Raw genomic sequence first — 14,137 nt, 5'->3', positions numbered from 1 at the left:
GCGCTCAGAACGCGTACGCGCCCGCAACCGGCGACGCGCTGTTGGCCGCTTCTTCGTCATCAAGAGGCAATTCGCCGATCGCGCAACGCGGCGTGTCGGCGATCTGTTTGAGCAGCGAGACGTAGTGCCACGCGAACTGCGCGACGAACGCATCGTCGTAAAGCTCGGCCGCGTACGCGAACACGCAGCGCAGTCCGTGGTCGCCCTCGCGCAGCACGTCGAGCGCGAGTTCGAAGCGCGCGTCGCTTGCGTCCGCATCGATCAACGCGCAATGCACGCCGTCGAGGTCGAGCGCGGTGTCGAACTCGTCGTGCAGCACGAACTTGATCTGCGCGAGCGGACTGCCACCCGCACGGCGCCCGGAGTGCAACGCGGCCACGACGCGCTCGAACGGCACGTCGGCATTCGCCTGCGCGTCGATGCTGTCGTCGCGCACTTCGCGCAGCAATGTGGCGAACGGCTTCGCGCCCTTCACCGACGCGCGTATCGCGAGCGTGTTGACGAAGAAGCCGATCAGCGGCTCCGTTTCCAGCCGGTCGCGGCCGGCGACGGGCACCGCGATCGCCACGTCCTGTGCGCCGCTGTAGCGCGAGAGCAGCGCAGCAAACGCGGCGAGCAGCACCATGAACAACGTGGCGTTTTCCGCGCGCGCAAGCGACTCGAGACGGCTCGCGAGCGCAGCCGGAATGTGTGCGCCGACGCGCGCGGCGCGAGGCTCATAAGGACGCCCGCGTTCGTGCACGGTCGGCAGATCGAGTAAAGCGTCATAGCCCGCGAGACGACCGCGCCAGTAGTCGAGCTGCGCGCCAAGTTGCGCGCTGCCGTCGATGGCGAAACGCTCGCGCTGCCACGCGGCGTAGTCGGCGTATTGGATCGCTAACGGGGGTAGCGCGAGTGGCGCGTTTAGGGCGTGCTCCGCGCCCTGCCGCGCCGCGCGATAACAAGCGGCGAAGTCGCGCAGCAGCACATTGATCGACCAACCGTCCGCGACGATGTGATGCATGACGAAATGCAGTACATGTCGCTCATCGTCGCGGATGAACAGCGTCGCGCGAAACAACGGACCGCGCGTCAGATCGAACGGCTCGCGGGCAAGGCGGCGCAATTGCGCGTTGAAGGCGTCGTCGGTTAGGTTACGTGCGTCGACGGTTTCCCAATGCCACGCGTTGCGAACAGCCGCCAGGTCTTCTACGGGCGCAATCAGTTGACGCGGCGCGTCGCCGCTATCGTCAAAACGCGTGCGCAACATCTCATGACGATGCACCAGCGCATCGAGCGCGCTTTGGACGGCGTCGCCGTCGAGCGGACCGCTCATCGCGAGCGCCGCCGAGATGTTGTACGCGGGACTATCCGGGTCGAGTTGCCACAATACCCATAGACGTTCCTGCGGCAACGAGAGCGGCGCCTCGCCGCGCTCGCCTTCAGCGCGGCGCGTGAGAGCGACAACGGTTGACGCGTCGTGCGACGGGACCACCCAGCGCTTATCTAGCGCATCCGCCAGAACACAAAGCTTCGGACGGCTAAACAAGAGGCCAACCGGCACTTCGCGCCCGAACTGCGCGCGCAACCGCGACGCAACCTTCGCGGCCAGCAGCGACCGCCCGCCGAGCGCGAAGAAATCATCCGATGCGCAAGGTGTCGGCACGTCGAGCACCTCGCTCCACACGCGAGCGATGACTTGCGCGGTCGGCGTTAATGCACCGTCCTTCGTGTTTGAAGTGAGTGCACCCATCGCGGCACCTTGCGTCGGAGCAAATCTCGCATCACGTACCGCAAACGGCACCAACGCACCGCTTTGCCATGCTGCAATGCACGCGCTGCGCTGCAGTTTCCCGCTCGAAGTACGCGGCAAATCGCCGGGTTCGAGCAGCAGAATCAACGCGGCTTCGTACTGAAATGCGTCACCGAGCGCGGCCGCGATCGCATCGAAAATCGTCTCCGGCGACACCTGCCGCGCTCTCCCACGCGGCACTTCCGCCGCGACGCCGATCGCTTCGGCGCCATCCGCTGCTTCAACCGGAAACGCGGTGATGCGCCCACGGCGCAGCCACTCAACGCGATCCGCGAGCATCGTTTCGAGATCCTGCGGATACACGTTTTCGCCGCGCAGCACGATCATGTCCTTGCGCCGTCCGCAAAAAAACAACTGACCGCCGTCGACGAAACCCAGGTCGCCGGTGCGCAGCCAGCGTCCGCGGAAACCGGGCGCGTCGTCGAGAAACACAGCGGCTGTGGCCTCCGGGTTTTGCCAGTAACCGTGCGTGATGCTCGGGCCGCCGCACCATATCTCGCCGACATGCCGCTCCGGCAAGCGCTCGCCTGTGCGCGCGTCGACGATTGCAAGCTCGTGGCCGAACGCCGTCACGCCGCAACCGACGACGGCCTTGCTGTCGTCATTGCTCTCGTTGTTCGAAGCGACGGCCCGCGCAATCGGCGACGGCTGCGCGAGCGCCGATGCCGAAAAGCGCGTCTCAGGCGAACCTGTGCCGACCTCAACGCCGGTCAGAAACAGCGTTGCCTCAGCGAGCCCATAACAGGCGTACATCGCGCGGGGATCGAGACCGTGGGCGCTAAAGCGCGTGGCGAAACCGTCGAGCGTCGTCTGGCGAATCGGCTCCGAGCCGCAGAACGCCACACGCAGCGACGACAGGTCGAGTCCTGCAAGCTGCGCATCTCGCACGCGGTCCGTGCAGAGTCGATACGCGAAGTCGGGACCGCCCGTGACGGTCGCGCGTTCTCGTGCGATGCCGGCGAGCCAGCGCGCCGGCCGCTCCAGAAAATGCAGCGGCGAAATCAGCGTGACCTGGAAGCCGCACAGCACCGGCATCAACACGCTGCCGATCAGTCCCATGTCGTGATAAAGCGGCAGCCACGAGAACATGCGGTCGCCGGCGCGGCAACCCATGCCGCGCGACATTGCACTCACGTTCGCACATAAGTTGGCATGACTAACGATGACGCCTTTCGGCGACGCGGTCGAACCGGACGTGTATTGCAGGAACGCGATCGCATCGGGTTCGGCGCGCTCGATGCAGAAGCCGTCGTCGCTGCTTTCGTCCGGCGACACGAGCGTCGCGCCGTTCAAGCCCGGCTCGTGATTCAACGCAGCAAGCGACGCCTGCGATGCGCGCTCGACCACCGCGAGACGCGCCATGCAGTCGCCCGACATGCGCCGCAGCCGTTCGATATGTCCGCTTTGCAGCGCTTCGGCCGGATACGCGGGAACCGCGATCATTCCCGCATACTGGCAGGCGAAGAACGACACGACGTAATCGAGCCCGCTCGGCAGCATCAGCAGCACGCGGTCGTTCGGCGCACCGTGTTGGCGAAGGACCGCGGCAAGACGCCGGGCGCGCGCGTCGAGCGCTGCGTAGGTGAGCTCGTGCGCGTCGGTGTCGCCGTCGACGAGAAAGCGCACTGCCAGTTGATCGGGGCGCTCGGCAACGTGCAGCTTCATCACCGAGACAAGGTCGTTCGCGGGCGCCGCCGCGGTCTGGAACGGCGCGTCATCGAATGCCGCCGTATTGCTTACCGCGTGTTCGTGAGCAGCGCAATTCGCCGCGTGCTTGTCCGCGCCATCGTGGCGCGGCGTATTGATAACAGACATCCTCGCCTCCCGAGATTTGCCGCGCGCCGCGCGGCCGTCGTCGCGCTGGACCGCATCGCGCGGCGCACAGCGATCGCCGCCGTCGCATGCGTTGCGACGGCGGGCGTCAATTTCGTAGTCATTGCGGGGAGCAAGGCGTCTCTTGGGAACGCCGTTATGTGATGCGGGTCATGCGGTGCCGGTTACGGTGCATCACAGCGATGCAAACGCGGCCCGGCACATGACGATCAATACGCGAAACTGATTGGCGTGCCGCCGCGCGGATGCGCAACCGTGCCCATCGGCACGCCGTAAATTGCGCCAAGCATCTCTTCTTCGATCAGCTCGTGCGCGCTGCCGCTCGCAAGCAGGCGGCCGCCCTTCAGCGCGATCAGGTCGTCGCAGAAACGCGCTGCCATGTTGACGTCGTGCAACACGACGACCACGCCGAGACCGCGCTGCTGACTCAGCGTACGCACGAGGTCGAGCACTTCCAGTTGATGCGCGATGTCGAGCGCCGAGATCGGCTCGTCGAGCAGCAGGCACTGGCTGTCCTGCGCGACCAGCATCGCGATCCACGCGCGTTGCCGCTCACCACCCGACAGACTGTCCACTGCACGGTCCGCGAAACGCGTGATGTCCGTCAGCTCCATCGCCTCATGAACCTTCTCTCCGTCGACGCCGGTAAAGCGGCCAAGCGCGCCGTGCCACGGATAGCGGCCGAGCGCGACGAGTTCGCGCACCGTCATGCCGCTCGCCGCGGGCTGCTGCTGCGGCAAATACGCCACCTGACGCGCGAACTCGCGGTTCTCCCACTCGCGCAACGGACGGCCCGCGAAACGCAGCGTGCCCGCACTCGGCGACTGTTGACGCGCGAGCAGTTTGAGCAGCGTCGATTTGCCCGAGCCGTTGTGGCCGATCAGACCACACACGCGTCCCTTCGGCAGCGTGAGCGCGAGCGGATGCAACAGCACGCGTTCGCCGATGCGAAACGACACGCCGTCGAGTTCGTACATCGGCTCGCCGTGCGCAAGCTGCGCGGACGCGGAAATAACGGACGGATTGGCATTCATGAGCGGTGAATCCTGATCAGTGATAAGCGGACGCGAGACTCGCGGCATGCGCGGCGCCCGAGCCGTCTTCGACGATCTGGCCGAAATCGAGCTTGATAAAGCGCTCGGCGAGATGGAAGTAACGGTCGTCGTGCGTGATGACGAGCACGGTCTTGCCCTTGGCCTTCAGCTCCGGCAGCAGACGCTTGTAGAAGACGTCCTTGAAAAGCGGGTCCTGGTCCGCGGCCCATTCGTCGAACACATAGAACGGCCGGTCTTCCAGATACGCGACGACGAGCGCGAGCCGCTTGCGCTGCCCTTGCGACAGATCGAGCGTCGAGAACTTGCCGTCCTTCACGCTGACCTTGTGATCCAGTTGCAGATCGGCGAGCAGTTGTTGCGCGAGCGCATCGAGCCCGTCGGTATGCATGCCGAGCAGCGTATCGAACAGAAAGAAGTCGCTGAACACGACCGAGAAATGTTGACGGTAGGCGTCGCGCCGCGCTTCGTCGACGGGCTCGCCGTTCAGCAGCACGCGGCCGCTCTCCGGCACATAAAGTCCGACCAGCATTTTCGCGAGCGTCGTCTTGCCGCTGCCGTTGCCGCCGATCAGATACACGAGTTCGCCCGGACGGAACGTGAGGTCGATCGGTCCCAGCGTGAACACCTCGTTTTCTTTTTCGCGGAAGTAGCGATGCGTGGCGCCGTCGAGCGCAATGCTTTCGAACGATGCCGCGACAGACGGCTCGAGCATCACCTCGCTCGGTAGTTCGGCATTGACCTGTTCGATGCGCTCGAGCGCGACGCGCGCCGAACTCAGGCTCGGCATCGCGGCGAGGACGGCTTCGATCGGCATGATCATGTAGACGAACACGATCGCGTAGCCCGACATCACATGCGGATCGACGCGGATGTAGCGCGCGAACACGAAGAGCGTCAGGCCGATGAACGCGAACAGAATGAAGTTGCCCCAGCTCGACGCCGCCGCGTACAACATGTAGCCGCGCGTGCGCTGCACGCGCACCGCTTCGACGTTGCTCGCAAGCGTGTCTTCGACGAACGCGTGCTTGCGGGCGCGATGCAGCTTCAGTTCCTTCGCGCCGTCAAAGAGCGCGCGGAAGTGCTTGACCAGATCGTCCTCGCGCTTGCGCGACGCGCGCAGATGAAACATCGCGCGGCTATGCGCGTAGCGAAAACCCGTCATGCCGAGCACGATCGTCACGATCGCGACGATGAGAATCGGCCACGACATATAGCCGAGATACGCAAGGCAGCCGACGATCACCGCGCTTTGCATCGCGAGCGAAGGCAGGCTCACGAAAAACACGACGATGGTATCGAGGTCCTGCGTGAGCACCGCGAGCGATTTCGCCGCGCCCTGCTTTTCCAGATGCGCAAACGCGGCGTCGCCGATGCGACGAATCGTGCGCATGCGCAGCGTTGCCTTCGCCTGCTGACCGAGCCACATGAAGAGCGACTGCGCGAGCGCGCGCATCGCGAGCACGCCAAGGCCCACCGCGAGAAACTGCAAGCCGAGCCGCGCGAGGCCATCGGGCGTCGCGACCAGCGCCTGGTTGATGAGGGCGAGCAGCGCGGCATTGCCGAGGCCGCCCAGCACACTCGCTATCAGCGCGACGGCGATCATCCAGCGCGATTTGCTGACCAGTTGCAAAAGTACGGACATGAAGCTCCTTTCGTCGCGGCGTCAATGCAAGGGGCCGCGTCAGTTATCGGCGCCCCGCGCATCGTCCCAATGCGCGAAGGCTTTTTCGTGTTCGTTACGCGTGCCGTGTGCGGGCACATGACGGCGCGCCTGCGCCGAATGTGCCGCGGCCTGCGCGCGGCGCTTCAAAAACGGACAGCGTTCCTCGATGGGCGCGTTTGCGTCGTCCAGAAAGTACTGCTTCCATTCGAGGTTGCCCGGATCGCCGTAAAAGCCGAGATCGGGATGCGCGGGAATGTCGTCCCATGTTTCCAGACGCTTGCGCACCTGATTGCGTGCCTCACGGCCAATCACCTTGTTCGTGATGGTATCGACAAATACCGAACGCGGCTGGAACAGCAGCACCATTCCAGGGCCTAAGTTACGGCTATGGCGCGCGCGAAACGACGGACACGCGCACACCACGAACATCTGCACACCCGCATATGAAAACTCCCACGCTTCATCCATCGGGTCCGGCTGCTGGTCTGCCGCCGGGTCTGGGTCGATGTCGTGCAACCGCTGCAGAATGCCCCAGAAAAGCGTTCGACATGCATCGTGCGAAAGCGGCTCCGGGTCCGGCTCGAAGAATACCGCGATGTTATTTCTCCTGTACTCCGGCCGCACCGCGAGCTCCGCGAAAGTTTGCATCGTCGCGGGCAGATCGCGCAGATCGCGGCCGTTCACGAACGAATAGAACATCTCGCCGCGCCGCTCCGCCATCGTGCCGAAAAAGCACGGATACGCCGGATCGAGGACCTGCTCGCGCAGCGTCGCATATGAAGCGTCCAGCCACGCGGGCGCGGACACCGCGGCGCCCGTCGCTCTGCCGGCAATGATCCGGCTCTTCCAGTCGCTGACCTCGAATCGATCGGCCTCTCCGACAGCACTGTTGCCTGCTTGCATCGTTCGCTCTCTCTTCCTGACCCACTGTTGTGCGCGCCGAGCGCGCGAGGCATCCCGGACCGCGTGGCCGGGACGTCGATACTGTCGTGGGGAAGAGGCACCTCTGTTGTCGATCTTCGCCGTGGGCGCCTGCATGGTGCTGCGGTTTTCTTCTTCTTTGTATTCGCTTACGTCGTGGCCGTCGCCGGTTCGTCGAGTTCGGCGACGAGGGCCTCGATCCACGCATCGGGAATGATCGGCTGGTGATACGTGCATTCGTTCGACACCACCGTCGAGCCATGCAGACGTCCATCGGGGATCAGCACCATGTCGCCTTTGTGCATTGCGTGCTGCATGCCGACGTTGCCCCAGAAGAGCATGTCGCCCTCCTCGATGGTGACGAGGCGATGATCGTTGTGCACGTGCGTCGTCGAACACATTTCGTGCGGTTCGACGAACGTCTCGCGGTCGATGCCCGGACACTCGGCGTCGATGCGCGCGCTGATGCGATGCGCGAACGCAACGTAGTCGCGAATCGACGCAAGCCAGCGCAACTGCTCGCCGAGATCCCAGCGACCACGCCCGGCGAGCCGCTCGCCCGCGACGATGCCTTGCACATACTGCGCACGCGCCGCCGCGCCGAAATTATCGGCCACGCGCCGCATTGCTCGCGCGCAACGCTGTTCGAGCGCGCTTTTCAATGCTTCGGCATCCGTATGATTTCGGCCAGCCGGCTGCAAGTGCGCGCAGGCGCGTTCGAGCGCGAGACCGAAGGCGAGCCATTCGGCTTCGGCCGCGAATGCCGCGCCGATCAGTCCGAACGCGCGATCCGGCCGACGCGCGAGCGCGTACAACAGGTTGCATTTCGCGGTGCTGGTCGGCAGATAGAACTGCCAGTACGCGTGCTGCCGACGCGTTACGCCGCTCGCCGACGCGACGCGTTCGAACAGCGCGTCGTCAGGCGTTTCGCGATGAAGGCTGGGCCGCTCATCAGGCGGGAGCATGTCGAAGAAGCCGCTTGCGCCGGCGCGCGCGAGCGCGCGGCGCTTCGAGACCGCGAGCGCCCAGCGCTGAACCATGATGAAGCGCAGCCCTTCTTCGAGGTAGTCGTTGCGCATGAGCCGCGCGAAGGTGTCGTTCCAGAACGCAAGCTCGTCGTCGACAATGCGCGTGATGCGCGCGCTCGCAGCGCCGATATCTTCGCTCGTGTCGACGTCTTTCGTCAGGTATTCGAATGCGTACGCTTCGAGAAACGGCGCGATCTGCGCGCCCAGTTCGCGTTTGTTTTCGCTATAGAAATCGGTGAAGCGTTGCCAGTCGGCAGGCTCCGCGCTCAGCGGCGGACGCGCGAGATCGAACTCATAGATCGACATCAGCGTGCGCCCGGATGCGAGCGCCGGAAGACGGCTCACGTTGTGCTCTCGCACCGGCTTCATGAACTTGAGGAACTCGAAGTCCTCGGGACGCAACGGGCGGCGATGGAAATCGTCGTCGAGCAGCAACTCGTCGACCGTCGCGCTGCGAAACGGCTGCGCCGCCGCGAACTGCTTGATGAGCGCGACGTAGCGCTCGCTGTGGCCAACGAACGGCGAGAAATCGAAGATCGGCAGCGAAGCCTGGCTCATGGTCATTCGGTCCTTATCCGGGTTGCCTCAAACTGCGAGTGTTGGTTGCTGGGCGTTTCGCGCGAGTGAGTCACGCGAGGGCCCGGTGCAACGGTTGCGTCGTGGTGTTGGCGGGCTGCGGCGTTTGTGCGGTTTGCGGTTGATGTGTTCGTTGCGCTTCTTGCATTCGTTGCGCGAGCGACTCGGCGACCGCTGCAAGTACGGCATCGCGCGCCGTGTCGATGAAAAAATGCCCGCCGTCGAACCAGTGCACCTCGCATGGGCCGCGCGTCTGTTGTGCCCACGCATCGACGTCTGCGCTGTTGGCCGTGGCGGGATCGTCGCGGCCGACGAATACGTCGATCGGACAGTCCAGCGGCCCAGCGCCAGCCGACGTGCCGGCGCGCGCCGCCATATACGCCGGATGCGTGCCGCACAAATGAAAATCGGCGCGCAGCAGCGGCAACATAAAGTCGATGAAATCCGCGTCGTCGAGCAGTTCGGCCGGCGTGCCGCCGCGCTCGCGCAGGCATGCAATCATTTCGTCATGCGAACAATCGAGCCAATGCGTTTCGTGTTTGCGGCGCGCCGGCGAGATCGTTGCCGATGCACCGAACCAGACGGGCGCCGGCTTGCCCCGCTCGCGCAGCGCATGCATGAGTTCCAGTCCGACGAGCGAACCCATGCTGTGGCCGAACAACGCAAATGGAGCGCCGCCATCGACGAGCGCGAGCAGTTCGTCCGCGAGTTGCGCGACGAGCGCCGGCCAGTCGGTATGCGGCGCTACCGAGCGGCGCATGCCGTGACCCGGCAGCTCGAGTGTGCGCAGCTGCACGAACGATGGCAGCCGATGCTGCCAGTCCCGATACAGCGCCACGCTGCCGCCGGCATGCGCGAGACAGAGGAGCGTCAGCGTGGTGGGCGCGTCGTGCATCTCAGGCACATTCGGCATGCGATTCGGCGAGCTCATCGGTTCAACGCTCGCGCATCACGAGTTGGTCACGCGGTCGGCCGCTGCGCTCTCGGCCATCGCCTTGCGCAAGCTCAGCGGACGCATATCCGTCCAGACCTCGTCGATCCATTGCAGGCATTCGTCCTTTTTGCCGGACTTGCCCGCTTCGCGCCAGCCGGCGGGAATGGCCTTGTAGTCAGGCCAGATCGAATACTGTTCTTCATCATTTACAACGACAACGAAATTGCTGTTTTCGTCACCCCAGCTCATCGCGGCTCCTTGCTGAACGAAGTTGTGTACGTCTGGTTGATCGGGTGAAGGCGTCGGCTGCCCTTCTGTGCCTTCAACATCAAAGCACTGCTGCTTCACTTCGATCGACGGCTTATCCGTTTCGCATTTAAATGCGAATCATTTGCATTTAAATTTACTCGTCGGCCGCTGTGCATGTCAAGGCCAGCGACGTCCTGCTTTTGGTCGCCGTTCTCGCAGCCTCACGCAAACGTGTGCGGCTGCGGAAAAGGAGCTTAAGCCAAAACGTTTCATCAGACAAGCAAATAAGAATCATTTGCATTGTCATGCGTTTGTCGCCATCATCGGCGAGATTGGAAACTCGAGGCACTCGTCATGGACAACTCGCAAAGCGGCAACGTGGAAGACACCGCGTCACGGCCGCAGCACGCTTTTTTCGACACCCTGCTCTCGCGTCAGTCGCACTGGCCACTCGCCGAGCCAGGGCCCAGCGAGACGGAGCTGGGTCTCATCTTCGATGCCGCGATGCGGGCGCCGGATCATGGCTCGCTGCGTCCGTGGCGCTTTGCACTGATACGCGACGACGCGCGGGCCGAGTTTGGCGATGTGCTCGTCGATGTCGCGGCGCGTCGCGAGCCTGCGAAGCCTCGCGCGGAGTTGGAGCATCGGCGGCAGCTTGCGTACACGGCGCCGCTCATCATCGTGATCGCCGCGGCGCCTTGCGCGGACTCGCATGTGCCGGAAACGGAGCAACTGCTGTCGGTCGGCGCGGCCGCGATGAATATGCTCAACGCGATTCACGCGCTCGGCTACGGCGGCTTCTGGGCGACGGGCGCCGACGCCTACGATCCGAATCTGTGGGCCGCGCTCGACTTTGAGCCGTCGGAGCGCGTGCTGGGATTTCTTTTCGTTGGGACACCGAAATCTCGTGAGCCCTCGGCGGTGCGGGCGTCGCATTCTGCTTATGTGCGCGAGTGGTTGGGGCGTGCGTCGATTTGAGGTGGCGAGGGGAAGCGGTGAGGAGCGCTCGGCCCTGCCGCCGATACGGCGGTGCGTGTACTTAAGGCGAACTTTGCTGCGCCGACCGCCGTTCGCACGTGCCAGGCGCGTCGGCAACCTGACGCCCCGTTCGTCGGCCTGTGCGCCGGTCAAATGCGATTCTCGCAAAGGGTCTGGCGGACGGCCCGAAGTTTGCTATAATTCGGCTCCCCGCGGAGAGATGGATGAGCGGTTTAAGTCGCACGCCTGGAAAGCGTGTATAGGTTAATAGCCTATCGGGGGTTCGAATCCCCCTCTCTCCGCCAGAAGTTCGCGCAAAACCCCGCAAATCGATGATTTACGGGGTTTTTGTTTTTTCGGCTTGCGATCCGGGTATCAAACAAACGATAGTTGGCATGTCCTAGGTCGTGCGACGCCGCCTTTACTCGGGCGCAGTGTGCTATCGCGAGCAAAAGCTGGGCGATTTCCGCGGATCTGTGCGACTCATCGTTACATTCGATCAACGACTGACCTTCGGCTGATCGGGTCGCACGGCTACCAGCGAAGAATTACGTAGGTTCAAATGCTCATAAAGTCCACCTTCGCCACAGCGCTTTTCCTTCTGCCTCTCGTCGCGAGCGCCGAAGTAACGAGCGAGACATTCTGCTTCACGTCTACTAGCGGAAAACCGATCAACCTCGAGATGCGCACCTACTACGACGCATCGAGCAAATTCTCGTCTGCGTTCGTTAAATACCAAAACTCAAAACAGCCGATTCCGCTGGTCCTCGCCAACTCAGAAGGCGAACCGCTCAGTAAGGATGCGCCCGATCAGGAAACTACAACCTGGATTGAGATATACAACGGACAGGCGACCGGGCAATACGAAATGATTACTCACGGAACCAACGTTTCCTCCATGGTCTACACCAATAAAAAGAAAAATCAGACGACGGGATTTTTACTCAACACAAATGCAATCGCTCAAGGCGTCTGCAAGTGGTGATGCTGCAACATGATCCGAGCAGTGGATTGATTGCGACGGGAAACGCAAGCTTGGAAAAGCGCTCCGCGGCGAGCGATCGTCCTGACTACTACACCGTCTCCGCATATTAAACACCAACGCCCCGTTACTATCTTCACTCCACGATATTCGGGGTTTTGGCCAGCCAGACCCGGCATGATTCTCGCCCCAGTCGCTTCTATGATCCAGGGGGGTGCCCCCATGTGATTCGTCGCTGGCGTTCCTGCTTGGGCAGACCGACCCCCTCACTGAGCGTCAGATTCAGGCGCTTGAGCTGCGCGGGATACGATCTTAGGCGTCGTAGACCCTCGAGCCAGAATCGGAGAGCGGCAGTAAGGTGCATCGCGCACTGGCGAGACGGTTTTCGTTTGGGCGCGCGGGGATTCATGCGGCCGCCTGTTCGCTCGACTGCGTCGACGTGGTAGGCGCCTGACCGCCTGAGTTATATGGTGCGTCGAATGGAAAACCTGACCTCATTAGGCGAGCGACTTCGTTTCGTTCGAGCGCTCCGGCGCACGACGCAAGCCGAACTGGCAGAAGCCGTTGGGCTGTCACAGCCGATGATTAAAAAAATCGAATCCGGCTCCGAGACGTCTCGAGTAGTTGATCTCGCCGCCGCGCTGCGCGTTCGGCCGCAATGGCTTGCGAAAGGCGATGAGCCGATGGAGGAAGTAGAGAAAGAGAGCACTCCGGCAGCCACCAAGCAGGAACCCGGCGCGCTTGAAAAGGCGGTCTGGAGGTTGATGCGCGCAACTGTTGGTCTGCCTGCGGAACAGACTAAGCAACTGGCGGCAGCGGTGGAATTGCTTCGGTCTGCTTCGGCCGTCTCTACAGCCGCAGTCGCACCATTGCGCCCGACGGGTCCGTGATTGATGAATTAGGCGAGACGCCACATAAAAAAAGGCAGGATAGGCGACCGATCGAGTCGCTGGCCGATATATCCCGCCGGAGAATCAACGACATTGCGCATCGCTAGTTTCAGCTGCGCGGTCTTTCGCGGCACCCTGCCCGCTTTATCTGCGGCTTTATCGTATGGCCTTTGCTTTGTGAAGCGTCAGGACGCGGGCGCCATTATCTTGTCAACTATCGCGTCCCGCGCATTGCATGCTTTCAAGGTTGCTGGATCATCGCCGGCGCCCCCGCGACACCTCTCGTTCAGTTGGTCCAACATGCGGGAAAGCGGTTCAGCCTCGACGGCGCTCGCAACGTCAGGCTCAGCCGCGGCGGGCGCTGAGGCGCCCGCCGCCGCCTCCCGCGCCACCGCCCTTGAGATAGCCTTCGGCACCGCAAACGTGAATTCCCCCGGCGCCACGCTGATCATCACCGTTTTGCCGTCGGCGAGAATCTGCATAGACACGGTATGCTCTGTGCCGTCCATGAGAACCGTGGCTATGCCCTTGTACTTGTTGCCCTCTTCATTAACGACGTCCATCTTCAAGACGGAAAGGTCGAGGTCCTTGAGGCCATCTTCGCTCTGTATCTGCCGCTGCAGCAATACTTTCGCATCTTCGCCAATCCCTTCTTCGCTTGGCTTGCAGCCGGCCACAGTCATCGCGATAACGGCCACCACGATTAATTTCTTCATTGAGTCGGTGCCTCCCTTGAATAGCGACAAAAATGTCCAAGAGGAGAATATCCAGGGTCCCGACGGATGACGTTGAAAATTGTCAAGACTCGAACGCCGGCCACACGCACGGAAAGCCATCTCGGGTTTCGGCGGACCGGCTCTCGCTTGACAATCACTGCCCTTTGGTAAATCTTTCGATATTACGAATTCGACTAGGCGATCTTTTACTGGATCACCTATTGCGCCCATTTTGCGTACCTCTGCCGGACCTGTTCGCACCTGCCAACGGAGGACCGTCGAAATGAGAATGGAAGGTGTGTATAGGCAGGACACCCCAGGAGCCATGGCCGACGCGATCCGACTTGCCCTATTCGCTCGCGACATATTTGCCAGACGACAGGCGCAGGGGAAATAACCACAGTTATTTACACGATAATAACTGTGGTTATGCCATCATCCATCGACCCCTGATGAATGATGGACACCTCCACTCGCGCAGCACAAGCCGCCACCCGCGCCGGACAGGAGTGCGGCGTCC

Annotated in this window: 11 protein-coding genes and 1 tRNA gene; 4 read left to right on the top strand and 8 right to left on the bottom strand. The window is 62.7% G+C overall.

Going from position 1 to position 14,137, the window contains the following annotated elements; translation table 11 throughout:
• Window positions 1-4 precede the first annotated feature (4 nt).
• From AB6809_RS17360 to AB6809_RS17330, 7 genes are all read right to left on the bottom strand, one after another.
• A complete protein-coding gene (locus AB6809_RS17360) occupies window positions 5-3,607 on the bottom strand; it encodes a condensation domain-containing protein (RefSeq protein WP_371026888.1) in 3,603 nt (1,200 codons plus the stop codon).
• 227 nt (window positions 3,608-3,834) lie between these two features.
• Window positions 3,835-4,659 carry an ATP-binding cassette domain-containing protein gene (locus AB6809_RS17355; protein ID WP_029972050.1) on the bottom strand — a complete coding sequence of 275 codons (825 nt, stop codon included), beginning with the start codon at window positions 4,657-4,659 and terminating at the stop codon, window positions 3,835-3,837.
• 16 nt (window positions 4,660-4,675) lie between these two features.
• On the bottom strand, window positions 4,676-6,322 hold the full coding sequence (locus AB6809_RS17350; RefSeq protein WP_114156050.1) for a cyclic peptide export ABC transporter: 1,647 nt from the start codon (window positions 6,320-6,322) through the stop codon (window positions 4,676-4,678).
• 39 nt (window positions 6,323-6,361) lie between these two features.
• The gene (locus tag AB6809_RS17345) at window positions 6,362-7,246 is read right to left on the bottom strand and encodes a YqcI/YcgG family protein (RefSeq protein WP_029972052.1); all 885 of its coding nucleotides are present in this window, start codon (window positions 7,244-7,246) and stop codon (window positions 6,362-6,364) included.
• 167 nt (window positions 7,247-7,413) lie between these two features.
• A complete protein-coding gene (locus AB6809_RS17340; protein ID WP_035570877.1) occupies window positions 7,414-8,850 on the bottom strand; it encodes a peptide synthetase in 1,437 nt (478 codons plus the stop codon).
• A 70-nt stretch (window positions 8,851-8,920) separates the two neighbouring features.
• Window positions 8,921-9,799 (bottom strand): thioesterase II family protein, encoded by an 879-nt coding sequence (locus AB6809_RS17335; protein ID WP_029972054.1) that lies wholly within the window; start codon window positions 9,797-9,799, stop codon window positions 8,921-8,923.
• Window positions 9,800-9,817: 18 nt separating this feature from the next.
• Window positions 9,818-10,051, bottom strand: coding sequence for an MbtH family NRPS accessory protein (locus AB6809_RS17330; protein ID WP_029972056.1), 234 nt, complete (start codon window positions 10,049-10,051; stop codon window positions 9,818-9,820).
• Window positions 10,052-10,405: 354 nt separating this feature from the next.
• Between AB6809_RS17330 and AB6809_RS17325 the strand changes: the two genes are divergently transcribed.
• The 4 genes from AB6809_RS17325 to AB6809_RS17310 all read left to right on the top strand — a co-directional run bounded on the left by AB6809_RS17325 (window position 10,406) and on the right by AB6809_RS17310 (window position 12,901).
• Window positions 10,406-11,029, top strand: coding sequence for a nitroreductase (locus AB6809_RS17325; protein WP_029972058.1), 624 nt, complete (start codon window positions 10,406-10,408; stop codon window positions 11,027-11,029).
• 214 nt (window positions 11,030-11,243) lie between these two features.
• Window positions 11,244-11,334, top strand: a tRNA-Ser gene (locus AB6809_RS17320).
• A 257-nt stretch (window positions 11,335-11,591) separates the two neighbouring features.
• Window positions 11,592-12,014, top strand: a complete 423-nt coding sequence (locus AB6809_RS17315) for a hypothetical protein (protein ID WP_029972059.1) — start codon at window positions 11,592-11,594, stop codon at window positions 12,012-12,014.
• Between the two features lie 476 nt (window positions 12,015-12,490).
• Window positions 12,491-12,901 (top strand): helix-turn-helix domain-containing protein, encoded by a 411-nt coding sequence (locus AB6809_RS17310; protein ID WP_371026887.1) that lies wholly within the window; start codon window positions 12,491-12,493, stop codon window positions 12,899-12,901.
• Window positions 12,902-13,086: 185 nt separating this feature from the next.
• Here AB6809_RS17310 and AB6809_RS17305 read toward each other — a convergent pair whose 3' ends face one another.
• Complete coding sequence (locus AB6809_RS17305) at window positions 13,087-13,617, bottom strand: hypothetical protein (protein WP_029972062.1); 531 nt, start codon at window positions 13,615-13,617, stop codon at window positions 13,087-13,089.
• Window positions 13,618-14,137: the final 520 nt, after the last annotated feature.

Source organism: Paraburkholderia sp. RCC_158, assembly GCF_041355255.1.
Lineage (GTDB): Bacteria > Pseudomonadota > Gammaproteobacteria > Burkholderiales > Burkholderiaceae > Paraburkholderia > Paraburkholderia graminis.
Note: the sequence above shows the minus strand (reverse complement) of the source record. Positions and strands in the feature narration are given on the sequence as shown.